A 23984-nucleotide genomic window follows, 5' to 3' on the forward strand; every position below is an offset into this window, starting at 1 on the left:
AATAGCATTTTTTATTCAGTTAAATAACACTACATACCCTGAGTATTTCCACCATCTTGTTTAAGATCGTCGTTGTTTACACCGCGTTTCTTCTTTGGTTGTTGCGGAGTAAAATTCATTTTACCAAACTGCCAGCTGAAATTTACTCCCACAGACCTGAATGGAATTGAGAAATTACTATTTTGAGTTAAGCCGTTTCCACCAACAAAACTGCTTTTAAAATTTTTGCGCTCATTAAAAGGATCAACAACATTGATTCCGATTTTTCCTTTCTTTTTAAGAACCTCTTTATTCAAAGAAAACTGCCACATATTAAATGATGGATTACGGCCCTGGGATGTACGACGGGGAGCATTAACGATAGCAAAAGTTTCTGCTAAAAATCCTTTAGCCAGGGTTACAGAGCCCCCTAAAAATGCATTGTACATTAAATATGTCTTATCGCCATTGGAAGCAGCCGAAGTATACGAAATACTTACATTTGGACTATAGGTATAAATATTTAAATTCCCTCGCATAGTTACTCCCTTAACAAGGGTAACCTGGCTAAAAACCGAACCGCCTATAGAATTATTCTGCCCAATATTTTGGAATGTGGACAAGGACACCCTCTTGGTTTCTCCGTTAGGATAAGTATAATCTTCTGCTGTTAGAAAATTCTCTATCACATCTTCTGTATGTCTGAAATACAGGGAAGCGTTAATTACTGATGACTTTATATAGGTGGAAAAATTAAATTCAACACTCTGAGAAATCTCTGGCTCCAATTCCGGGTTTCCGACCGAATGGAATATATCATTGCTTATATTTCTGAACGGATTTAAATACTGCAAACTTGGACGTTGAATTCGTTTGCTGTAACTCAATCTTAACGAATTCGTTTTTATAGTTTTAGATACTGAAAAACTTGGAATAAAATTATCGTAATTAGCAGAGAAGGGCTTTAAGCCTTGTATTGTATTGTCAACATCTCCTCTGATCAAAGTAGATTCCATACGGCCACCTGCCTGTAAACCCCATCCCTTTTTTAATTGAAGAGTCAGCACAGAATACCCTGAATAAACATCCTGCTCATAACCATAGATATTAGAGAGATCGGTATTGTTAACAAAATCACCAGTGCTATTTCTTTTATTAAAAACGGATTCACTATTTATTCTTCTGAAAATGGATTTAGCTCCAAGTTCCAGTTTAACTTTTTCATTTATGGGTAGTGAATAATCAGCTTGTGCTGTATATTCATTATTAATCCCATCATTATTCCCAATCTGATCTTTTGTGATTTCACTGCTGTAATAATTTTCAAAGTCAGATTCTGCCTGCATCCGTGTCCATTGACCGGCAATGCTTATTTCATGTCCCGCCTTTTTGTATTTATGGTTGTAATCTCCACTCCAGTCAAAACCGGTAAACTGATTCTTATTATCGTTTAAGATCGTGTTTATGAGTGTGCCCGTTCCGGAAGTACTGGTATTTACCGAGCTTCCGTCTGTTTTAAAACCTCCCTGATTGAACCTGATACCAGAAGAAATGCTGTTGGAGCTATTAATATCATAACTAACATTACCCGAAGTTGTAAAGCCATAGCGCATTGCTTCACTTGTACCTTGCTGAGAACTGGAAGAAACCAAATCCTCACGCTCTATACTGGTTAAACTTTCTTGCGGCCATGTTAAATTTCCGCCAAAATTCCCTGTAAGGCTTAATCTATTTTTATTCACATTAAGGTTCGCGTTTCCATTGTTCTGACGAGTTCCAACCCCGCCACTTAATGAACCGCTAACTCCCGACATTTCCTTTCTCTTCGTAATTATATTTATGATTCCACCTGATCCTTCGGCATCATATTTAGCTGATGGACTGGTAATAACTTCAACGCTTTTAATCTGATCGGCAGGAAGCATTTTCATAGCATCTCCCACATTACTGGCCATCGCTCCTGAAGGTTTACCGTTTATTAATACTTTTATATTCTGACTGCCCCGAAGAGATACGTTGCCATCCTGATCTACCGAAACCATAGGAACTTTCCGGAGAACATCCCCCGCATTTCCCCCGGATACAGTTGCATCCTTTTCCGCGTTGTAAACTACTTTATCCACACGATTTTCAATTAGTGCGGCCTGACCAGTAACCTGCACTTCTTTTAAAGCAGTGGCAGATGCGGATAATACGATCCGGCCCAGGTTTAAATCCGGTTTTCCGGGAGTGGTAATCACAGAATTTATAATTTTTGTTTGATATCCCATGAAACTTAAAGAGAGCTTATAGCTTCCCGCAGATACATTATCAATTTTAAAAACTCCTTTGGAATCAGTTAGCGCGCCATTTGTACTTTTCGCAGAACTAGCCCTGCTCAAGCTTACCGACACATAATCTAAAGGCTTTTGGGTGACAGAATCAATTATCGTCCCCGAAATCCTTCCTGTTATAGCTGGTGTTCCAGCAACAGGCATTTGGGCCATCATCGAATTTGCCAAGAAAAAACTTATTATTAAGAGAGATAGAGATTTCATTATCGTATTTTGGTAATTAGTCGCAAAGATAGACTGAATGTTACAAGTGTTTTGCTTAAAGTTCTGGGCAGAAAGTAAAAAAGCGATAAGAATATCCTACCGCTTTTTTAAATATGAGTGTTATTTAAAACTACACAACCAGATTTACTATTTTACCTTTCACCACAATTACCTTTTTAGGCGATTTCCCGTCAAGATACTTTTGAACGTCTCCATTCTCTAACACAAACTTCTCGATTTCAGGGACCTCCAGTGCAAGAGACATATTTAAATTCATCTTCATTTTTCCGTTAACGGAAATGGGGTAAGCGAACTCATTCTCTACCAAATAAGCAGGATTAAATACCGGGTAGGAAGCATAAGAAAGACTGCCTGCTTCATTCCCTAAAAGAGTCCATAACTCTTCAGTGATATGCGGTGCGTATGGTGCAAGTACTATTACCAGATCCTGAAGGATTTTTCGTTTGGAACATTTCAGATCGGTAAGTTCATTTACACAGATCATAAAACTTGAAACAGAAGTATTGAATGAGAAACGTTCAATATCTTCCTCTACTTTACGAATGATCTTATGCAATGACTTCAGCTCTGCTTTACCAGGTTCTTCTTCAGAAACCTTAAAATTAAACTGCTCGTCATGAAACAGTCTCCAAAGCTTACGCAGAAATTTGAAAACTCCCTCAATACCGTTGGTGTTCCATGGTTTACTCTGCTCTAAAGGACCAAGGAACATTTCATATAAACGCAAGGTATCAGCTCCATATCGTTCAATGATATCGTCCGGGTTTACAACATTGAACTTCGATTTTGACATCTTCTCAACTTCTACGCCGCAGATATATTTGCCATTTTCAAAGATGAATTCTGCGTTTGCATATTCTTCTCTGGAACTTCTGAACCTTGCTAAATCAAGAATATCATTTTCAACAATATTAACATCTACATGCACTGCTGATGTTTTATACTGATCTTTTAATCCGTTTGATACAAATGTATTTGTCCCTTTTCCTTCTTCATCAATAAGCCTGTACACGAAATTTGACCTTCCCTGGATCATTCCCTGATTGATCAGCTTCTTAAAAGGTTCCTCCTCGATCACATAACCAAGATCTTTCAAAAATTTATTCCAGAAACGACTGTAGAGCAGATGCCCGGTTGCGTGTTCAGACCCACCGATGTACAGATCGACGTCCTTCCAATATTGTATAGCTGATTGAGGGGCGAATACACTTTCGCTGCGTTCATCGGGAGAAGCCATATAACGGTACCAATACCAGCTTGATCCTGCCCATCCGGGCATCGTACTTAATTCGTACTCATACCGATCCTTATATTTCCAATCTTTCGCTCTTCCCAAAGGAGGTTCGCCGCTTTCTGTCGGAAGGTATTTATCTACTTCAGGCAATACCAAAGGCAAATCACCTTCCGCTATTAAGTAAGGCAGCCCATCCTTAAAATAAACCGGCACAGGTTCACCCCAATAACGCTGGCGCCCAAAAATGGCATCGCGCATGCGGTATTGTATTTTGGCTCTGCCAGCTTTCAGCTGTTCCAGTTTTTGAGTTAAAAGTGGAATAGCTTCCTGATAGGTTAAACCATTTATAATGTCAGAATTAATATAACGGCCTTCTTTTGTAGCATCCGCTTCATGCTCAATATCTTTTTGGGCATCCAGTATCTGGATTATCGGCAAATTAAAATATTTAGCAAAGAGCCAGTCCCTCTGATCGCCGGAAGGGACTGCCATTACGGCTCCTGTTCCATAGCCTGCCAACACATAGTCGGCAATCCAAACAGGAATTTTAGTACCGTTTAAAGGGTTTACCGCATAACTTCCGGTAAATGCTCCCGACACAGTTTTTGCATCGGCCATTCTATCTAGTTCCGACTTCTTTTTTGTTTGAGCAATGTACTCGTCGATTTGGGATTTCTGATCGGGAGTTGTTAGAGATGCAACCAATTCATGCTCTGGAGCAATAACCAGGAAACTAACTCCGAAAATGGTATCGACACGGGTGGTGAAAACTTCAATTGCTCCATCACCTTTTTCAAGAGGGAAAATTACTGATGCTCCGGTACTTTTCCCAATCCAGTTGCGCTGCATTTCTTTCAAAGGGTCCGGCCAGTCGATATGATCAAGCCCCTGAAGCAAGCGATCAGCGTAAGCAGTAATGCGCATGCTCCACTGCATCATTTTTTTCTGTTCGACGGGATAGCCTCCACGCTCAGAAACGCCTTCTTTAACTTCATCATTTGCGAGAACAGTCCCTAAGGCTGCACACCAGTTTACGGTGCTTTCTCTAAGAAATGTTAACCGATATTTTAAGAGTTCTTGCTGCTGCTGAATTTCGGTCATTTGTTTCCATTCATCGGCCGAGAAGTTCAGAACTTCTTCATCAGAAACTGCATGAATTCCTTCAGACCCTTTAGTTTCAAAATGCCCGATCAGCTTTTGTATAGATTCTGCTTTATCCGACTCAAGGTTATACCATGAATTAAATAATTGCATAAAAATCCATTGCGTCCATTTGTAATAGGACGGATCACTGGTTCTTACCTCACGACTCCAGTCGAATGAAAAACCAATCTGATCTAACTGACGACGATATGTAGCGATATTCTGTTCTGTGGTCAAAGCAGGATGCTGACCGGTTTGTATAGCGTATTGCTCTGCTGGCAACCCGAAAGAGTCATAACCCATTGGATGCAATACATTAAAGCCTTTAAGGCGTTTATAACGTGCAAAAATATCTGAAGCAATATAGCCCAGCGGATGTCCCACATGTAAGCCCGCACCGGAGGGATAGGGAAACATATCCAAAACATAATATTTAGGTTTTGAAGAGGTGTTATCAACTTTATAGGTCTGCTTTTGGGCCCAAAACTGCTGCCACTTATTCTCTAAGTCTCTAAACTGGTAATCCATTTTGTTATTTGTAGGGTTGCGAAAATACTAAAATTGAGAGGATTTGACGAGAAGAATTATTTATGATTCTATAGAAAAGAACCGCTTCAGCGTAAGGGAAAAAGACATTGAATGGCAATCAAGGATATTGAGCCGGAATTCTCTTTATTTATTTTAACAGATATTAACTATCCTTTTTTCACGTTTCTATCCTTTAATTTTTAATTTCGCATATTCTAAACAGGCATTATGGAAGAATTTGAAAGCAGCTCTGCTGCTAAAAAGACTAAAACCGTTTACATATCCACAGTTATCAGTATTGCTTTAGTATTATTGATGATAGGTTTATTAGGCCTTATAATGGTTCATGCAAAGAATCTTTCTAATTATGTAAAGGAAAACATTGTATTGAACATTATTGTAAGTGATGGCGCAAAAGAAGTAGACGTACTTGCTCTACAAAAGCAATTAGACGCACATCCATACGTATTAAATTCTCAATATGTGAGTAAAGAGCTTGCCGCACGAAACCTGCAAAAAGATTTAGGCGAGGAATTTGTTCAATTCCTGGGCTATAACCCATTGCTTTCTTCTATCGATATTTACATGAAAGCGGAGCACGCCAATAATGCCAGCATACAAACTTTCAGCAATCAGCTAACAAAAAACCCACTGGTTAAAGAGGTTATTTATCAAAAATCTCTGATAGATATGGTTAACCAGAACATAAAAATAATTGGTCTCGTTATTCTGGGATTTGCCTGCGTATTATTAATTATTTCAATTGCCCTGATTAATAATACCATCCGACTTTCAATCTATTCACAACGGTTTCTGATAAAAAGCATGCAATTAGTTGGCGCAACCAAAGGCTTTATCAGAAAACCTTTTTTAGGTTATGGAGTTTTACATGGTTTATTAGGCTCACTTATCGCAATTATATTGCTGCTGATTACTTTATATGTTGCTCAGCAGCAGATTCCGGAATTAGTGATTTTAAGAAACTGGAGAGAGTTCATTATGGTATTTCTCGGAGTTCTGGCAATTGGCATATTGATCTCATTCCTTAGCACCTATTTCGCAGTAAGCAAATACTTACGTTTAAAAATTAACGCCCTTTACAGATGATAATGACACAAAAAAAAACAACAAGTACCGCCACTGAAAGCGCCCCTGTACAATTTGTATTTGGAAAAAGCAATTACCGGATCATGCTTATCAGTATTGCTGTTGTAGCTCTTGGATTTATCCTTATGATAGGTGATACAGACATTTATGATTTCCGCAAAATAATTCTGGCTCCTATTGTAGTTCTTATTGGTTTCGGCATTGGTTTCTTTGCAATTCTAAAAAAGCGCAAGTAACCTTCTCTTATGAATATTTTCGAAGCAATCATCCTTGCTATTATAGAAGGGTTGACTGAATTTCTCCCTGTATCCTCGACAGGGCACATGATCATTGGCTCGGCTGTGATGGGTATTGAAACCGATCCCTTCGTTAAGATGTTTAATGTTGCCATTCAGTTTGGTGCTATCTTATCTGTTATAGTTTTATATCGCCGGCGATTTTTTAAATCTTTCGATTTCTATTACAAATTATTTGTCGCGTTTTTGCCAGCTGCGGTAGTAGGCTTTCTCCTGAATGACTATATCGACATGCTCCTTGAGAATGTGCTTGTAGTAGCGGCAATGCTTGTATTAGGAGGGATAATTCTTCTCTTTGTAGACAAATGGTTTAAAGGCGGAGAAATAGATTTTGATGTTAATTATCGCGAAGCTTTCTCTATAGGCTTGTTCCAGGTCATTGCCATGATTCCCGGGGTATCCAGGTCCGCAGCGACGATAATTGGAGGATTAAGTCAGAAACTAACCCGGAAAGCAGCCGCAGAATTTTCTTTTTTTCTGGCTGTACCCACCATGTTTGCGGCGACAGGATATAAAATGCTGAAATATTATAAAGAAACCGGCTTTGAATCAAAAGACCTCAATGTGCTTCTAATAGGTAATATTGTCGCTTTTGTTGTAGCTTTATTAGCCATCAGATCTTTTGTGAGCTATGTTACCAAATATGGTTTTAAAGTTTTTGGATATTACCGGATTATAGTAGGCGTTGCTATTATTCTTCTGTATATGCTGGGTTACGAATTGAAAATTGTATAGTGTCTGAAAAAACCTTTCCTGATTTTAATTTCGCAGAAGGCGAAATGCTCTTAATAAATAAACCTTACCGCTGGACCAGTTTCGATGTGGTAGGAAAAATAAGAAACTCTTTTAAGCCCCTGAAACTAAAAGTGGGGCATGCCGGAACCCTGGATCCATTAGCAACCGGCTTATTAATTATCTGCACAGGAAAGCTCACAAAGAAAATCGACGAGTTCCAGGCGCAGGATAAAGAATATACCGGAACGATGACTTTAGGCGCAACCACTCCTTCTTATGATTTAGAAACTGAGATTGATGCAACTTTTAACATCAGCTCCCTTACAGAGCAGCAAATCAAAGAAAACTGTAAAAATTTCATCGGAGATTTAGAACAGTTCCCGCCAGCACATTCAGCAGTAAAAGTAGATGGAGAGCGCCTGTATTTAAAAGCCAGAAGAGGAGAAACTGTAGAATTAAAATCACGTAAAGTGAGTATTTCAGAATTTGAAATAACCCGCATCTCACTACCAGAGGTTGATTTCAGAGTAGTGTGCAGTAAGGGAACCTACATTCGTTCACTGGTTTATGATTTCGGAAAACTTTTAAATAACGGAGCTTATCTTTCAAAATTGAGAAGGACCCGCAGCGGGAATTTTCATGTAGATAATGCGTACGAAGTGATGGAATTTGTAAATCATGTAAAGAGTTTAAAAGAGAATAAAGTCACAGACTGATTTTATAAAAATCCATTATAGTCATCCAACGATTATAATGATGCATTACAATTCAATATCTTTGCCGCCTAATGAAGGTTTACAGACATCTGAATGAATTTCAAAAAGTAAAGGATGCGGTAGTTACCATTGGAACTTTCGACGGAGTTCACATCGGCCATCGTAAAATCATCTCACGTTTAACCGAAGTTGCAAAACAAATTAACGGAGAAAGCGTAATCCTTACTTTTTTTCCCCATCCAAGGATGATTCTTAATCCGGAAGATGTAAATCTGAAACTGATTACAACTATTAATGAGAAGGCTCAACTTCTGGAAAAGCTTGGTGTCGATCATCTGATTATTACTCCATTTACCAGGGATTTTTCCAATCTAAGCGCAGAAACCTATATCAAACAAATTCTGGTCGATAAAATAGGCACGAGCAGAATCATAATTGGTTATGATCATCATTTTGGTAAAGACCGGGAGGGCAACCTGCATCAGTTACAAAAGTATGCTTCCGAATATCATTACCAGGTAGAGGAAATTCCGGAACAGGACATTCACGATGTTGCTGTAAGTTCGACCGAAATACGGCAGGCTTTGGCAAAAGGAGATGTAGAAACAGCGAATGATTTTTTGGGATATCCTTTCAGTTTATTCGGACAAGTGATAAAAGGAGATCAGTTAGGGCGAACACTGGGTTTTCCAACCGCAAATTTATTAATTGAAGAAAACTATAAACTTATTCCTGCTGACGGTATTTACGCCGTGAAAGTTAAAATACCGGCTGAATCTCAAAGTTCTAATCCACAACCTGAAAATCCGGAATATAAGATTTATAAGGGGATGGCCTATATAGGAAACCGGCCCACCATTAACGGGATGTCAAGAAATATAGAAGTAAACATTTTTGACTTTTCGCAGGATATTTATCGTCAGTACATTAGCGTTGAATTCCATCATTTTATACGAGATGACATTCGATTTGATAATATTACTGCATTAAAAGTTCAAATCACAAATGATAAAAAATCGGCTATAACTTTGTTATCTTAACCGATTCTAATTTTTGGGATAAACTAATGTTTTGAAAAAACTAAACCTCGATAAACAGGAAGCTGATTTTTTAAACAATACCATTAATCATTGGCACAATGAAGGTATTGTAAATTCTGAAACTGCCGAACGACTTCGAAACACTTACGATATAAAAGAGTTTGACTGGCGCCGCCTTGCCCAATATTCTTTCTGGGTGGCTCTTGCATGCGGCCTTATCGCCTTCGCCTCTTTGGTTATAGATGACGATGTGCTCAACCTGCTCAAAAAAATTTCAGACACTCCGGATATTGTTATAAGTTTAATATCAGCAGCATTGGCGGCATGGTTATATTATCGCGGACAAAAAAGCAAACAGGTATATCCTGAAAAAGTGTTTAGTAATGAAGCCACCGTTTTTATTGCTGTACTGTTTACGGCCAGTTCAATCGCATTTCTGGGTAAGGCATTTGATAATGGTTCGGGCCATTTTTCTATCTTATTTCTTCTTTCTGTTGTTGTTTATAGCATTTTAGCGTGGAAGTATAAATCGCAGGTAATCTGGGCCTTTGCATTAATTTCATTGGGCAGTTGGTTTGGAACTGAAACTGGGTATCAAACTGCCTGGCGGGATTATTTTCTGAGAATGAACTACCCTTTAAGGTTTGTATTTTTCGGGGCTTTTTTATCTTTTGCAGGATTTAACCTCTACCGGGTTAAGGTGCTGGAAATGTTCAGAGACGCCACTTACATAATAGGTTTATTATATCTTTTCATTTCGCTGTGGTTGCTCTCCATTTTTGGAAATTTTGGAAATTTAGAAGACTGGTTTACTGTTAAGCAATCGGATATTTTTTATTATGGAATTATTTCTGCCCTGGTTTCAATAGGTTTTATCATCTATGGCTTAAAGAGAAAAGATGAAATCGCCCGTGAATTTGGAATTACATTTCTTCTGATCAATATTTATACACGTTACTTCGAATATTTATGGGACAGAACAGACAAAGCAATTTTTTTCGGAATCCTGGCGATATCTTTCTGGCTAATTGGGCGTAAGGCAGAAAAAATCTGGAACATTGAACTATTTTCCAGTAAAGCACCAACTCAGAATAAGGATCTGAAATAATTAAAGAGCCATTAGTTGATAAAAACAAATGGCTCTTTGATACAGAAAACAATTATCCTTCTTTCGAGAACTGAACGTTCATGGTTAATTTAATTTCATTCCCCACTACTATAGCGCCAGCTTCAGTAACTCCATTCCATTGTAAGCCAAAATCTTTACGGCTTATCTTACCCACAACCTCGAAACCAGCCTTTAAATTCCCGTAAAAATCTGTCGCCGAACCTCCATACTCTACTTTGAATGTAACGGGTTTAGTGGTCTCTTTAATAGTTAAATCTCCCGTTAGGGAATATTCAGCATCACTAACCTTTTTGAAAGCAGTCGACTTGAACTCGATTTGCGGATACTTTTCAGCCTCAAAAAAATCGGCCGAGCGCAAATGATCATCTCTTTGTTGCTGATTAGTGTCTAAACTCGCCACATCAATAGTAAAATGAATGTTGGCATCGGTAAAGTCTTCATTTTCTGAAACTACTTTTCCATCAAAGCTCTTAAAATTACCAGTAACGGTAGAGATTACAAGATGCTTTGCCTTAAATTGAATTTCTGAATGGGTTGGATCTAACACCCAGGTAGTTGTTGCCATAATCTTTATGTTTTATTTCACAATACAAATGACGACAATTACATGTTTAAACATGTAATTGCACGGTAAAAAACTTAAGCCTTTAAAAATGGAAATTATTCCTTCTAAAGGCTTAAACAGAGCACAAAAAGTGCCAAAAATCAAGTGCTTTTCAGATTGACAGCATAGGTTATTTCGACCCCGCCCGCAGCAAGCATATCATGAACTGAGCAATATTTTTTAACAGCCAATTCTGCGGCCTTATCAGCCTTTGCCTGGTCTACATTGCCGGTCAGGTTAAAATCCATGTGAATTTTAGTAAATACAGAAGGAATTCCATCCGCACGTTCTCCTTCAACATTTACCGAAACATCGTCGATATCCTGTCTTTGTTTTTTTAATATGGTAAGTAAATCAAATGAGCTGCAGGAACCAAGCGCCATAAGCACTAATTCCATAGGTCTGACACCCAGCCCCTGACCACCAATTGCTTCAGAACCATCTACCTGCACTTTTACATTTTCAGAACCTGATGCTTCAAAATGTACGGCATCGTTAATTCTTTTTAATTCTACTTTCATTTTGAATGATCTAAGGCTTGTTTTATATCGTTGAGAATATCTTCAGCATCTTCCAGTCCTACCGAAATACGTATGCTACCCGGCTGAATACCAATGGCGCCACGCTCCTCTTCACTTAATTTTGAATGGGTTGTTGAAGCAGGATGAGTTGCAATCGTTCTTGAATCACCCAGATTTGAAGAAATTAAAATCATTTCCAAAGCATCAAGAAATTGCTTTGCACGTTCGAAACCACCCTTAATATTAAATGTCACGATTCCGCCTCCCTGTTTCATCTGACGTTTCGCAAGTTCATATTGAGGATGTGAAGGCAGGTGAGGATAACGTACCTGTTCAACTTCCGGATGCTCTTCTAACATTTCAGCCAGCTTTAAGGCGGAACTGCAATGACGATCCATCCGAATAGTAAGAGTTTCCAGACTTTTGGAAAATATCCAGGCATTAAAAGCAGACATAGCAGGGCCGGTATGCCGGATAAAGAACATTAATTCTTTTATCAGATCAGCTCGCCCGACAACAACTCCACCTAAAACACGACCTTGTCCGTCGAAGTATTTAGTAGCCGAATGGCTCACCAAATCAACTCCGTATTGAATAGGCTTTTGCAAATACGGAGTAGCAAAGCAGTTATCTACATTTATAATGATGTTAGGATATTTCTTTTTAAATCCGCCAAGCCATTCTAAATCAACCAATTCAAGACCAGGATTGGATGGGGTTTCCAAAAAAATCATTCTTGTTTCGGGCCGGATAGCCGCTTCCCAATCTTCAGGTTTAGAAGCATCGACATAAGTGTAGCTTATTCCCCAGCGGGGGAACAGCTGATTAAGCAACTGATGCGTTGAGCCGAATATTGAGCGGCAGGCAAGAATATGATCGCCACTTTTCAATAAACCTGCCAATGAAGCAAATACGCCGGCCATACCTGAAGCAAAAGCTAATCCGGCCTCTGCACCTTCGAGTTCGCAGACCTTATCTATAAACTCAGAGGTATTTGGGTTTGAATAACGGGAATAAATATTCCCAGGAATTTCGTCCGCAAAAACAGCTCTCCCCTGTTCCGCATCATCGAAGATAAAGCTGGAAGTGAGGTATAAGGGAACCGAATGCTCCCTGTTTTGACTGCGTGCTGCTTGATTTCGTATTAATTTAGATTGCTCTTTCATCAGAAGGCAAACTTACGGAAGATTAGGGTAAAATTTGTGTCAAAAAAGATTCGAGAACTATGGTTTATACAAGATTTGACAACTTTTATAAACCTGTCAAATATCAAATCTGATAAATCCACTCATGATGTTGTAAGCCATCAATTCAGAAAGTTCTTTCAGTCGTATGCAATAGCTCAGATCACCCAAGTAAATTAAAAATGGAAGAGGTAATAGAGTGGTTTACCGATCTATTAAATTTCGAGAAATATTATAGAGAACTTATGTCAATATCAATAAGAAAAGTATAATGATAGAAAAAAACTGGCTTTAAATTTAATGATGGAATTAAATCACCGATTTTTATAAGATTTGACAACTTCCTAAAAGGTTGCCAAACCTTTATATCATCTTCAATATAAAAGTGATAATACTTTTCAAACTCACTAAAATAACTATCACCCCGACGGCCACCATAATACTTTTGGCGGAAATCCGATTCGATACACGTGCCGCAATTGGAGATGCAATAGCACTGCCAATTACCAAACCGCCTATCGCTTCCCAGTGAAGTCCTTTTAACATGGTAATAAAAGTTAAGGAGCTCATAAAGGCCACAAAAAAACGGGATGCTTTAACCGAACCTAATGAGAACCGGGCATGCCGGCCACCGGCAATTAAAGAAGACAGAACGATTGATCCCCAGCCACCGCCACCTACCGCGTCAATTAATCCTCCTCCAAAGCCCAATGCTGAAATATTTTTTATTTTCTTCTTCCTCTTTACTTCTCCCCTTTTTCTTCTCAGATTAAAAGCCTTAATAAGAATGACGGTTCCAAGGATTAGAGTATATATAGAAATTACCGGTTTGGTATAATTACTATAATGTTCGAGTGAGGATAAAAGAAAGGCCCCTATCATGGCTCCAATAATACCGGGAATTACCAGTAGCTTAAAAAGCTTAATATTTACATTACCCATTTTGTAATGCATCAGACCTGCAATTCCATTGCTCAGTATCTCTGATAAATGTACGGCCGTACTGGCAGAAGCAGGAGGAATACCCATAGATAGACTAAAGGTTGTGGAGGTAACGCCATAAGACATACCTATTGCCCCATCGATCATCGCAAAAATAAAACCCGCTACCAGGAAATAATAAAAATGGACAGGGATATCCGAAAAATACGTTTTAAAAGAAGGAACATAGACCCAAAGCAGTACAATTGCTATTAATATTAAGACTAATGAAGCTATTGTTAATATTAACTTCGTTTTACGCAGTTCAGGCTTTGTAACGACCGTGTCTTCCTGAACTATTATTTCCGGCTCCTCACTAGTGCTTATCTCCATTTCGGTAAATCAAGCCTCAAAAATACAAAGTATACATGATAGCTAGGGTAACAGTTTTAATTTCTCAAAAATGAGTTTTCAAAAACTGCCCTGTAAATGACTCTTCTTTCTTAATGAGATCCTCGGGAATGCCTTCAAATATTAGCTGCCCTCCTCTATCTCCGCCCTCAGGGCCAATATCAATCACCCAGTCTGCGCACTTAATTACATCCATATTGTGTTCAATAACCAAAATTGTATTGCCCTGATCTAACAAAGCATTGAACGATTTTAATAATTTTTTAATATCATGAAAGTGCAAACCAGTTGTTGGTTCGTCAAAAATGAAGAGTGTTTTATGACTATTATTTCCCTTAATCAGAAAGGAGGCCAGTTTAATGCGCTGGGCCTCTCCGCCGGAGAGCGTATTTGAGGATTGTCCAAGATGAACATAACCCAGACCCACATCTGCCAGTGGCTGCATTTTTGCTATAATCTTGGGTTCATTCTTAAAGAACTCTATAGCTTCATCTATGGTCAGATCCAGAACTTCCGAAACTGTTTTTTCCAGGTATGTAATATCCAAAACGTGCTGTTTAAAGCGCTTACCATCACACGCTTCACAAGTGAGGTAAATATCCGCCATAAACTGCATTTCAATTTTAACCTCACCCTCTCCCTGACAAACATCACAGCGCCCGCCTTCAACATTAAAAGAGAATGCGGCAGGTTTTAAGCCCGCTGCTTTTGCAGATGCCTGTGAAGCATAAAGATTACGAATCTCGTCCCAGGCTTTTACATAGGTAACCGGGTTAGAACGGGAGGATCTTCCGATTGGATTCTGGTCAACAAGCTCAACTTGTTCGATCATATTAAAATCACCGGTTAATTCATCATAGGCACCGGTTTGTTCGCCAGAATAATGACCTATTGCTTTTTGAATAGCGGGCTGCAAAATCCGTTTCACCAGGGAGGTTTTACCCGATCCCGACACTCCGGTAACGCAGGTAAACACATTAAGAGGGAACTTAACATCAATACTTTGTAGATTATTCTCTCTTGCACCCTTTACTTCAATAAAATTATTCCACCTTCTCCTGCTTACAGGAATATCGATTTTTTCTTTTCCGCTCAGATATCTGCCGGTAAGACTGTTTTCATCTTTGATAATCTCCGCATAATTCCCCGTAAAAATAAGATTGCCACCATGAGTACCGGCCTCCGGACCGATATCAATCAGGTAATCTGCAGCGTTCATAATTTCTTCTTCATGCTCCACTACCAAAACAGTATTTCCGACATCCCGTAACGACTTCAAAACACCAATAAGCTTTTGCGTATCTCTAGGATGCAGCCCAATGCTGGGTTCATCCAACACATAAACTGAACCTACCAATGAGCTTCCTAAAGAAGTGGCAAGATTAATGCGCTGAGACTCGCCCCCGGAAAGAGTATTTGAAAGGCGGTTAAGAGTAAGGTAGCTTAGGCCTACATTGTTTAAAAAGCCTATTCTGTTACCAATCTCAGCAAGCAAACGCTTAGCAATTTTTGTCTCATTTTCGCCCAAATCAAGTGTTTGAAAAAAATAATGAGCCTTATCCAATGGCATTAAAACGATATCAGTAATTGATTGACCGTTTATTTTAACATATGTAGCATCCTTGCGCAATCTGCTGCCTTTACATTCGGGACAATTAGTTTTTCCGCGATACCGCGAAAGCATTACCCTGTATTGAATTTTATAGGTCTGTTCTTCCAGGTGCTTAAAAAACTCATCCAAACCTCTGAAATATTTATTCCCGGTCCACAATAATTGTTTTTGTTCTTCTGTAAGCTGATTGACAGAACGGTGAACGGGAAAATCAAACTTTAGTGCATTTTTCAGCAGAACGTCCAGCCATTCTCTCATTTTTTCGCCCCGCCACGGCGCTATCGCTCCATCATAAACAGATTTATTTTTATCAGGAATAACTAAGTCTTCATCAATCCCTATTACTTTGCCATATCCTTCACATCTCTTACATGCACCGTAAGGGTTATTAAAACTAAAAAAGTTAGGTGTAGGCTCTTCAAATCTTATCCCATCAAGTTCAAACCTATCGCAGAAAAAATGCCTGTTAGTATTCTCTTCAACATAACAATCGCCCTTTCCTTCAAAAAAAGCAGTTTGAACAGAATCCGCCATACGACTTATAGTTTCTTCCTCATGGTTGACAGAAATTCGGTCTATTACAATCTTTAGTGTCTCAGCATCAATAAGCTTATGGTTAATCAGCGATTCATCTTCCAGCAAATCTTCGATTTTTGAAAGCTTGTCATGAAAATAAACACGTAAAAACCCTTTCTGTAACAGTACAGCTAATTCCTCTTTAATTGAGCGGTTACTGTGTGGATGAAGAGGGCAAAATATAGTTACAGAAGTTTCTTCCGGTAAAGCAGAGATAAAATTCACAACTGTGGTAACCGAATCTCTTTTAACCTCCAATCCTGATACAGGAGAATACGTTTTCCCTACCCTCGAAAACAAAAGTTTTAAGTAATCATAAATCTCTGTAGATGTTCCTACCGTAGACCGGGGATTACTGGTGATCACCTTTTGTTCTATAGCGATAGCGGGGGCAATACCTTTAATATAATCTACATCCGGTTTATTCATCCGGCCCATAAATTGTCTGGCATATGAAGACAGACTTTCTACGTAGCGTCGCTGTCCCTCTGCATACAGCGTATCGAAAGCCAGAGACGATTTACCAGAACCAGACATTCCGGTAATAACCACCAGCTTGTTTTTAGGAATGGCTACATCGATATTTTTAAGGTTGTGAACCCGGGCACCTTTAATTATAATATATTTTTTAGGATCTTTTTCTGATTCTGTACTCATGAAACCTTTCTGAACTTTTTCTCGTATACTATTATAATAGGTAATATATACGGGTTATTTTCGCTCAAAAATACTACCAATTAGTGTAAGTTTTTTTAAATTAATGTTTGTACATATAATATTTTGCTTATATTTGATATACACACTTACACAGATTACACAGTTTTAAATTAAAAGGAGAAATTTATAGACACAACTCTACTTAAATAACTTATTACTACAATTAATTAAGGGGAATTTAAATAGGAGTCCTATGAAGCTTCAGGGTAAAAATGACCAGGAGTTAGTACATATGTACATAACCGGTCAAGAGACAAGTTTGGAAGAGCTGATTCGCAGACACAAATCCAAAGTTTACACATCTATATATATGCTGGTAAAAGACCAGTATTTGGCAGAAGATATCTTTCAGGATACTTTCATTAAAGTAGTTAACACTTTAAAAGCCGGAAAGTACAATGAAGAGGGTAAGTTTTTACCCTGGGTACTTCGCATTGCACACAATTTAGTTATTGACCATTTCCGTAAGGAAAAACGCACGCCGGTTATTACCAGTGGCGATGGCTTTGACATTTTTGATGTACTGGGCTTTTATGATGAAAGCATCGAAGATAAAATGATCAGGGATCAGACTCATAAAGACTTAAAAACGCTTATCCAGTTATTACCGGAGGAGCAAAAGGAGGTTCTGATTATGCGTCATTACGGAGATTTAAGCTTTAAAGAAATCGCTGATATTACGCAGGTAAGCATTAATACCGCACTTGGACGTATGCGTTATGCTTTAAATAATCTTCGAAAAATGATGCAAACAAAAGAAATGAGCCTGAAAATCAACTAGTTTCAAAAAAATAAATTTGTTATAAAATATTAGATTTGCAATGCCGTTTAATTGGTATATTAATTCACCGAAAAACATTTAAACGGCATTGCTTATGTTACAAGTTTCTACCACTGATTCTGAGTTTAACCTATTTCCTGCCAGGGAAATAAATTTAGCTCCCACCTCCGCTTTAAGCGAAGACGATGATGCATTTTACACTTCTATTAAAGAAGAGTTAAATCAATTAACATTCGATCCTTCTACCCAAACTATCGACAGAATTCTTAATTATTCAAGAACACTATAGAAGAAACTTTTACTAAATGTTTAGCTGTCTTTAAAAGACCGCTAATACTTACTTTTGTGCATGCTTAAACAGGATCGTTTTAAAGCTTTTGTAGAGTATTTTTCTACTCACCAGCCAGATGCACAAACTGAACTTAATTATAATAACCCCTATCAACTGCTTGTCGCCGTTATTTTATCAGCACAATGCACTGATAAGCGTATCAACCAAATAACACCAGCTCTTTTCGAGAAATATCCGGATGCTTTTGAACTATCGCAGGCCAGCCCTGAAGAAGTGTTTGAATACATTCGTTCGGTAAGTTACCCGAATAATAAATCGAAACATCTTGTGGGAATGGCTAAGCTTTTAGTTGGAAAATTCAACGGGGAAGTACCTTCTTCTATGGAGGATTTACAATTGCTGCCGGGTGTTGGGAGGAAAACGGCAAATGTGATTACTTCTGTAATATTTGAAGCGCCTGCCATGGCTGTTGATACTCATGTATTCAGAGTTGCGAACCGATTAGGCCTGACACGCAATGCCACCACTCCTCTTGCCGTTGAAAAGCAATTGATAAAATACCTTCCGGAGGAAACAATCCGTCATTCGCATCACTGGCTTATTTTACATGGACGTTATATCTGCCAGGCCAGAAGGCCGAAGTGCGAAATATGCCCGATTTCATGGTTTTGTAAGTACTATGAGTATCAGCAAACAGCTACAGCCCTTACTAAAGCAGCTGTAGCAGAGCGTAAAAAGGAAAAAGCTTTAAAAGAACGGAAAAATGCCAACAAACTTTCAACAGTACTGAAGAAATTGGAAGTAAAAGAATAAATTAGAAATATTAATAAATATTTTGATAAAAATTTTAGCATTTTATTATTAAACCTTACATTCGCAACTGACAAACTAAAATAATGAGCAACGCAGATAAATTAAAAGCCCTACAGCTTACTCTTGATAAATTAGAAAAATCATACGGTAAAGGCACCATTATGAAACTTGGTGATACTGCTGTCGAAAAAACTGATGCTATATCAACAGGATCTCTAACCCTGGATATCGCACTGGGAATAGGGGGCTTGCCTAAAGGTCGTGTAATTGAAATTTACGGTCCGGAATCTTCAGGTAAAACCACTTTGGCTATACATGCTATTGCCGAAGCACAGAAGAAAGGCGGAATTGCTGCATTTATAGATGCCGAGCATGCCTTTGATAAATACTATGCTAAAAAATTAGGGGTTGATATTGAAAATCTTCTTATTTCACAACCCGATAACGGAGAACAGGCTCTTGAAATAGCAGACAATCTTATCCGTTCAGGAGCTATAGATATAATTGTAATCGATTCAGTTGCAGCTCTTGTACCAAAAGCAGAAATTGAAGGCGAAATGGGTGATTCCAAAATGGGATTGCAGGCCCGTTTAATGTCTCAGGCCCTGCGTAAACTTACCGGTACAATTTCTAAAACTGGCTGTTGCTGTATTTTCATTAACCAGTTACGCGAAAAAATTGGCGTGATGTTTGGTAACCCGGAAACAACTACAGGCGGTAATGCCCTTAAATTTTACGCTTCCGTGCGCCTGGATATCCGCAGAACCTCGCAAATAAAAGACAGTGAAGAAGTATCGGGCAACCGCGTTAAAGTAAAAGTTGTAAAAAATAAAGTTGCCCCACCTTTCCGAATAGCAGAATTTGACATCATGTTTGGCCAGGGAATATCTAAAGTTGGTGAGATTATTGACCTGGGAGTAGATTTTGAAATCATTCGTAAATCAGGTTCATGGTTCAGTTATAATGATACAAAACTGGGTCAGGGTCGCGATGCTGTTAAACAACTTATCCTGGATAATCCGGAGTTAATGGAAGAACTGGAAACAAAGATCAGAGAAACTGTTACGGGAGAAAAACTTGAAGAAGTTTTAGGCAGAGATTAACAAGAAATCCTTCATAAATAACAAAATCCGGGTCCATGATCCGGATTTTGTTATTTACGGGCACTAATTATCTGAACTTGATTTTTCATTTGAATATATTTGTCTTTTAATGGCGATGAAGTCCGCCCGGCCTCGTTCGGACGGGCTATCATGAGCTTCATTGCTGTTGGGGGCGGTATGCCCGCCTGTTATTTGGGCAGGCTCATGATGGTTTAATTAATATGTACACAAAAATAACTTCAAGTCGCATTATAGTGCTTTCCGGCCTTTTGCTCTTATTTAGCTTTTGCACCCAAAACAAGGCCCCGGGAAAGCATGCTGAACTCAGGGAGAAAGTCACATCCTCTGACGGCATCACATTTAATGGTGATACCTCAAAAAAGGGCATGGTATATATTCCGGGAGGACAATTCATGATGGGTGCAGATAATGATCAGGCAAGTAAAGATGAATATCCGAAGCATAAAGTTATTGTAAATGCGTTTTGGATGGATGAGCATGAAGTTACTAATGAACAGTTTGCCAAATTTGTAGAAGCTACGGGATATGTAACTACTGCAGAGCAAAAACCAGATTGGGAGCAGCTGAAAAAACAATTAGCGCCTGGTACACCAAAGCCTGATGAAAGTCAGCTTGTAGCCGCATCTCTGGTATTTACTCCTCCTGCTGAAAAAGTAGAGCTTAATGATTATTCACAATGGTGGAGCTGGGTTCCCGGAGCAAGCTGGAAACATCCTGAAGGACCTGAAAGCAGTATCAAAGGAAAAGAAAATTTCCCTGTTGTGCATGTAAGCTGGGATGATGCCATGGCTTACTGCAAATGGGCCGGCAAGCGCTTACCTACAGAAGCGGAATGGGAGTTTGCTGCCCGGGGAGGATTGATAAATAATATATACCCATGGGGAAATGAACATGTTAATAAAGGGGAGGCTAAAACAAATTCGTGGGAAGGAAGCTTCCCGGATAACAATACAGGTATTGACGGATTTGAAGCATTAGCTCCCGTAAAATCGTTTAAGCCCAACGGTTATAAGCTTTATGACATGGCGGGTAATGTCTGGGAATGGTGTTCGGACTGGTATCGGGATGATTATTACCAAACGGTCAATAAGCCAAACGGAGTTAAAAACCCTGCAGGACCAATTGATAGCTATGATCCGAATGAGCCGTATACGCCTAAAAAAGTTTCAAGAGGGGGTTCGTATATGTGTAATGACAGTTACTGTTCAGGATACAGAGTTGCCCGAAGAATGAAAGCCTCACATGACTCGGGTATGAGCAATATGGGATTCAGGTGTGTAAAGGAATAAATATGAAACGGGCGTAGCTTCAAAAGGCAGTTTAAATTGACGACACCGGAAGCATGGCATCAACAGCGAATAAAAGCCCGTAGCGGAATAGAACCGGCTTTATCATAAAAACCAATTTACTTAGGGAGGGCAAAAAAAAATCATAAGATTGCTTTCCTACTATCCGGCTGCCGGCAGGCCAAATAAATTACTGCATGGATTATCAGAATGGTAATGCAAGTGAACACCCACATTATTAGCTACAGGAATTATCTGGCTTTTGAAAAATTCCAAATTATGTTTGTAAATCCTCATTAATTAATTAGTTAATGCCGGGCTTATTATCATCTTTATCAGCTCCAGATAATTGTATTGGTAAAGAGGAAAAACTAGGCCGACATTTCTTTTTCACAATACATTAGCCCAAAGTATCACGCCAGCGCCATATATACGCCAATTACGGTATTTCTATTAATTCTAAAACAACACTGGTACGGCTTGCATTTACCTGGGGATTAAAACCGATGGTCATCAAGAATTCACCAGAAAAAACAAGGTTTGTTGCAAGGGCTGATTGCGTGCCGGGATACAGGTTAATTTCCCTGACCGTATATTTTTTTTGGGGGTCTAATCCTTTAAAACGAACCGGGGTTAATGAACCTTTACCAAAGCGGCTACTGGTAAAGTAAGAAAATATAATTGCCCGATTCTTGGTTTCATTTACAAACATTAAAGAAGCAAAGGGGTTTTCGCGTGGATTTACTAAACGAAACAGATCACCATGCCAAACCAGATCACTAAATGAGTGATAATTTGCAACGGATTGCTGACTAAATTTCAGATCGTTTTCGTCAAGGTTACTGACAACAATATCGTAACCCATCTTTCCCATCATGGCTACATCCGTACGAAATTTGAGTGCTTGCTTGCCCCAATCTGTAATATGGTTACAAGTTGCTATAGCAGGGAAAAAATAAGAATACTCCCATTGGATAAAAATACGTTCTAACGGATCTGTGTTATCACTTGGCCAGAATTCAGAAAAATACTTTAAAGCCTCATAATCAACACGGCCGCCACCACCAGAACAAAGCATCATAGGTACTTTGGGATATTTGTCCCTTATTCTTTCTAAAACTTTATATAATCCCTTTACATAATCAACATACAATTGAGATTGTAGTTGACCTGTTTTTTTAAGATAATCTGAATATGCATTAAAAATTACCGCATTACAATCCCATTTTACAAAAGCGACTTCCGGGTTTTGAGTAAAAATATTATCTAAAACCCCATATACAAAATCCTGTACTTTAGGATTGCTCAGGTCTAAAACCAACTGATTGCGGAAATAATGTTCCGGACGATTGGGCTGCTTAATTACCCAGTCGGGATGTTTCTCATACAATTCGCTCTTCGGATTCACCATTTCCGGCTCCACCCAAATACCAAACTTAACCCCCGCATTTTTAGCTTCTTTAACCAGATACCCAATACCATGAGGAAGTTTTTTAACATTTTCCTGCCAATCACCTAAACCAGCACGATCGTCATTTCGAGGATATTTATTTGCAAACCATCCATCGTCCAATAAAAACAAATCCACACCCAACTTTTTACCATCCGCAAAAAGTTCTTTTAATTTAACTTCATCAAAATCAAAAAAGGTAGCTTCCCAATTATTAAGTAAGGTTAACCTGGAACTTTCACCGTCAAGCAGACGGTATTTTCTGGCCCAGTTGTGGAGGTTTCTGCTGGCTTCACCTTTACCATGTTCTGAATAGGTATTAATAAATGAAGGCGTTTTAAATTCTTTACCAGGCAATAATGCATATTCTGAAGCATGGGAATTTACACCCGCGATTAAACGCAGGTTATGGTAGGAATCAACCTCAAAATCAATCTGGAAATTTCCGGACCATGCCAGGGTTCCTAACATTACTTTACCATCATCTTCGGTTGATGGTTTATCAAAAGAGACCATAAATGATGGTGGCTCAAAAAGATTTGCCCGCGTACCCAATTTTGAATCCAGCACTTTAATACCAGCGGTAAGTTTTGTTTCTTCGGGATTCATTTCCTTTGCCCATCCGCCGTGGTAATGTGTCAGATAATAATCATCTGCAATGAAATACAAATTAGCAGATGCGTATTTATTCAAAGTAATGGAACCCTTCTGCATGTTTTTTATCACGCTCCATTGCTCTATAACATTCTCTTTAAAATACGTTTTATAGAAAAGTGTCACCTGAACAGCATAAGTGGGATCTTTCAAGATAATACTTGCCAGGCTTACATTATCGTCTTGCTTTGTAATTTGATGACTTACGTATTTCAACTCCAATGAGTTATTTCCATCAGCATGGGTAACTCGAATTGCCGGTTCAACCAAATTCCATGATCCGCTTGGGGTGTAAACTGAATTGTATATACCGGCATTATCTTCTATTTGCTTGTTTTGAGGCGGGATGGATGCGTATTCCGTTTGTTGACTTAATCGTCTCCCAAAATAAATAATGCCCAGGCGATTGTCTTTATCCGTTTTAAGAACCAGGGCATTTTGCTGGGTTTCTATCGGAATTACACTATTGTTTTGAGCAAATAAGCCCGAAAATAGTATAGCAAATAATGCGGTTATCAGGGTCTTTTTATTCCTTGAAGAAGAATAAAAATTTGGGGAGGTTTCTGTCATTTT

At 38.7% G+C, this 23984-nt stretch carries 20 protein-coding genes; 11 read left to right on the forward strand and 9 right to left on the reverse strand.

Annotation, left to right across the window (positions count from 1 at the left end; translation table 11 throughout):
• Positions 1-29 precede the first annotated feature (29 nt).
• Positions 30-2516 carry a TonB-dependent receptor gene (locus tag WG906_RS04060; RefSeq protein ID WP_339991242.1) on the reverse strand — a complete coding sequence of 829 codons (2487 nt, stop codon included), beginning with the start codon at positions 2514-2516 and terminating at the stop codon, positions 30-32.
• A gap of 130 nt (positions 2517-2646) precedes the next feature.
• Entirely contained in the window at positions 2647-5442 is a 2796-nt protein-coding gene (gene leuS / locus WG906_RS04065; RefSeq protein ID WP_339991243.1) for a leucine--tRNA ligase, read from the reverse strand.
• Between the two features lie 228 nt (positions 5443-5670).
• On the opposite strand from leuS, the gene WG906_RS04070 reads away from it, so the two are divergent.
• The 6 genes from WG906_RS04070 to WG906_RS04095 all read left to right on the forward strand — a co-directional run bounded on the left by WG906_RS04070 (position 5671) and on the right by WG906_RS04095 (position 10444).
• Positions 5671-6549 (forward strand): cell division protein FtsX, encoded by an 879-nt coding sequence (locus WG906_RS04070; RefSeq protein ID WP_339991244.1) that lies wholly within the window; start codon positions 5671-5673, stop codon positions 6547-6549.
• Between the two features lie 2 nt (positions 6550-6551).
• Positions 6552-6785, forward strand: coding sequence for a DUF3098 domain-containing protein (locus tag WG906_RS04075; protein ID WP_339991245.1), 234 nt, complete (start codon positions 6552-6554; stop codon positions 6783-6785).
• Positions 6786-6794: 9 nt separating this feature from the next.
• A complete protein-coding gene (locus tag WG906_RS04080) occupies positions 6795-7580 on the forward strand; it encodes an undecaprenyl-diphosphate phosphatase (protein WP_339991246.1) in 786 nt (261 codons plus the stop codon).
• Positions 7581-7624: 44 nt separating this feature from the next.
• A complete protein-coding gene (gene truB, locus WG906_RS04085; protein WP_339991517.1) occupies positions 7625-8296 on the forward strand; it encodes a tRNA pseudouridine(55) synthase TruB in 672 nt (223 codons plus the stop codon).
• A 71-nt stretch (positions 8297-8367) separates the two neighbouring features.
• Positions 8368-9336 (forward strand): bifunctional riboflavin kinase/FAD synthetase, encoded by a 969-nt coding sequence (locus WG906_RS04090; RefSeq protein WP_339991247.1) that lies wholly within the window; start codon positions 8368-8370, stop codon positions 9334-9336.
• Positions 9337-9367: 31 nt separating this feature from the next.
• The gene (locus WG906_RS04095; RefSeq protein ID WP_339991248.1) at positions 9368-10444 is read left to right on the forward strand and encodes a DUF2157 domain-containing protein; all 1077 of its coding nucleotides are present in this window, start codon (positions 9368-9370) and stop codon (positions 10442-10444) included.
• 52 nt (positions 10445-10496) lie between these two features.
• Here the strand turns inward: WG906_RS04095 and WG906_RS04100 are convergent, their stop codons facing one another.
• The 5 genes from WG906_RS04100 to uvrA all read right to left on the reverse strand — a co-directional run bounded on the left by WG906_RS04100 (position 10497) and on the right by uvrA (position 16951).
• Positions 10497-11030: a YceI family protein gene (locus tag WG906_RS04100; protein ID WP_339991249.1), complete on the reverse strand. Its 534-nt coding sequence runs from the start codon at positions 11028-11030 to the stop codon at positions 10497-10499.
• A 140-nt stretch (positions 11031-11170) separates the two neighbouring features.
• Complete coding sequence (locus WG906_RS04105) at positions 11171-11590, reverse strand: OsmC family protein (protein WP_339991250.1); 420 nt, start codon at positions 11588-11590, stop codon at positions 11171-11173.
• Positions 11587-12756, reverse strand: a complete 1170-nt coding sequence (locus WG906_RS04110) for a trans-sulfuration enzyme family protein (RefSeq protein ID WP_339991251.1) — start codon at positions 12754-12756, stop codon at positions 11587-11589. The genes WG906_RS04105 and WG906_RS04110 overlap by 4 nt, the downstream gene beginning before the upstream one ends.
• Positions 12757-13137: 381 nt before the next feature.
• Positions 13138-14088 (reverse strand): sulfite exporter TauE/SafE family protein, encoded by a 951-nt coding sequence (locus WG906_RS04115; RefSeq protein ID WP_339991252.1) that lies wholly within the window; start codon positions 14086-14088, stop codon positions 13138-13140.
• Between the two features lie 64 nt (positions 14089-14152).
• Positions 14153-16951: an excinuclease ABC subunit UvrA gene (gene uvrA / locus WG906_RS04120; RefSeq protein WP_339991253.1), complete on the reverse strand. Its 2799-nt coding sequence runs from the start codon at positions 16949-16951 to the stop codon at positions 14153-14155.
• A gap of 253 nt (positions 16952-17204) precedes the next feature.
• Between uvrA and WG906_RS04125 the strand changes: the two genes are divergently transcribed.
• From WG906_RS04125 to WG906_RS04145, 5 genes are all read left to right on the forward strand, one after another.
• Positions 17205-17792, forward strand: coding sequence for an RNA polymerase sigma factor (locus WG906_RS04125; protein ID WP_339991254.1), 588 nt, complete (start codon positions 17205-17207; stop codon positions 17790-17792).
• A 94-nt stretch (positions 17793-17886) separates the two neighbouring features.
• On the forward strand, positions 17887-18081 hold the full coding sequence (locus WG906_RS04130; protein WP_339991255.1) for a hypothetical protein: 195 nt from the start codon (positions 17887-17889) through the stop codon (positions 18079-18081).
• A 60-nt stretch (positions 18082-18141) separates the two neighbouring features.
• The gene (nth, locus tag WG906_RS04135) at positions 18142-18897 is read left to right on the forward strand and encodes an endonuclease III (RefSeq protein ID WP_339991256.1); all 756 of its coding nucleotides are present in this window, start codon (positions 18142-18144) and stop codon (positions 18895-18897) included.
• 83 nt (positions 18898-18980) lie between these two features.
• Positions 18981-20000 (forward strand): recombinase RecA, encoded by a 1020-nt coding sequence (gene recA, locus WG906_RS04140; protein WP_339991257.1) that lies wholly within the window; start codon positions 18981-18983, stop codon positions 19998-20000.
• A gap of 221 nt (positions 20001-20221) precedes the next feature.
• Complete coding sequence (locus tag WG906_RS04145; RefSeq protein WP_339991258.1) at positions 20222-21310, forward strand: formylglycine-generating enzyme family protein; 1089 nt, start codon at positions 20222-20224, stop codon at positions 21308-21310.
• A gap of 159 nt (positions 21311-21469) precedes the next feature.
• Here WG906_RS04145 and WG906_RS19415 read toward each other — a convergent pair whose 3' ends face one another.
• Both WG906_RS19415 and WG906_RS04150 read right to left on the reverse strand, forming a co-directional pair.
• Positions 21470-21604 carry a mannonate dehydratase gene (locus WG906_RS19415; RefSeq protein ID WP_431844449.1) on the reverse strand — a complete coding sequence of 45 codons (135 nt, stop codon included), beginning with the start codon at positions 21602-21604 and terminating at the stop codon, positions 21470-21472.
• Between the two features lie 142 nt (positions 21605-21746).
• Positions 21747-23981 (reverse strand): alpha-galactosidase, encoded by a 2235-nt coding sequence (locus tag WG906_RS04150; protein WP_339991259.1) that lies wholly within the window; start codon positions 23979-23981, stop codon positions 21747-21749.
• Positions 23982-23984: the final 3 nt, after the last annotated feature.

Origin of the sequence: Pedobacter superstes (genome assembly GCF_037622515.1) — a bacterium.
Lineage (GTDB): Bacteria > Bacteroidota > Bacteroidia > Sphingobacteriales > Sphingobacteriaceae > Paradesertivirga > Paradesertivirga superstes.

Excerpts from the sequence above, each read along its gene's own strand:
- leuS (WP_339991243.1), bottom strand. The coding sequence starts at position 5,442 with ATGGATTACCAGTTTAGAGACTTAGAGAATAAGTGGCAGCAGTTTTGG.
- WG906_RS04130 (WP_339991255.1), top strand. The coding sequence starts at position 17,887 with ATGTTACAAGTTTCTACCACTGATTCTGAGTTTAACCTATTTCCTGCC.
- WG906_RS04125 (WP_339991254.1), top strand. The coding sequence starts at position 17,205 with ATGAAGCTTCAGGGTAAAAATGACCAGGAGTTAGTACATATGTACATA.
- WG906_RS04075 (WP_339991245.1), top strand. The coding sequence starts at position 6,552 with ATGACACAAAAAAAAACAACAAGTACCGCCACTGAAAGCGCCCCTGTA.
- WG906_RS04060 (WP_339991242.1), bottom strand. The coding sequence starts at position 2,516 with ATGAAATCTCTATCTCTCTTAATAATAAGTTTTTTCTTGGCAAATTCG.
- WG906_RS04100 (WP_339991249.1), bottom strand. The coding sequence starts at position 11,030 with ATGGCAACAACTACCTGGGTGTTAGATCCAACCCATTCAGAAATTCAA.
- WG906_RS04150 (WP_339991259.1), bottom strand. The coding sequence starts at position 23,981 with ATGACAGAAACCTCCCCAAATTTTTATTCTTCTTCAAGGAATAAAAAG.
- WG906_RS04145 (WP_339991258.1), top strand. The coding sequence starts at position 20,222 with ATGTACACAAAAATAACTTCAAGTCGCATTATAGTGCTTTCCGGCCTT.
- truB (WP_339991517.1), top strand. The coding sequence starts at position 7,625 with ATGCTCTTAATAAATAAACCTTACCGCTGGACCAGTTTCGATGTGGTA.
- nth (WP_339991256.1), top strand. The coding sequence starts at position 18,142 with ATGCTTAAACAGGATCGTTTTAAAGCTTTTGTAGAGTATTTTTCTACT.
- recA (WP_339991257.1), top strand. The coding sequence starts at position 18,981 with ATGAGCAACGCAGATAAATTAAAAGCCCTACAGCTTACTCTTGATAAA.
- WG906_RS04090 (WP_339991247.1), top strand. The coding sequence starts at position 8,368 with ATGAAGGTTTACAGACATCTGAATGAATTTCAAAAAGTAAAGGATGCG.
- WG906_RS19415 (WP_431844449.1), bottom strand. The coding sequence starts at position 21,604 with ATGAGGATTTACAAACATAATTTGGAATTTTTCAAAAGCCAGATAATT.
- WG906_RS04105 (WP_339991250.1), bottom strand. The coding sequence starts at position 11,590 with ATGAAAGTAGAATTAAAAAGAATTAACGATGCCGTACATTTTGAAGCA.
- uvrA (WP_339991253.1), bottom strand. The coding sequence starts at position 16,951 with ATGAGTACAGAATCAGAAAAAGATCCTAAAAAATATATTATAATTAAA.
- WG906_RS04070 (WP_339991244.1), top strand. The coding sequence starts at position 5,671 with ATGGAAGAATTTGAAAGCAGCTCTGCTGCTAAAAAGACTAAAACCGTT.
- WG906_RS04115 (WP_339991252.1), bottom strand. The coding sequence starts at position 14,088 with ATGGAGATAAGCACTAGTGAGGAGCCGGAAATAATAGTTCAGGAAGAC.
- WG906_RS04110 (WP_339991251.1), bottom strand. The coding sequence starts at position 12,756 with ATGAAAGAGCAATCTAAATTAATACGAAATCAAGCAGCACGCAGTCAA.
- WG906_RS04080 (WP_339991246.1), top strand. The coding sequence starts at position 6,795 with ATGAATATTTTCGAAGCAATCATCCTTGCTATTATAGAAGGGTTGACT.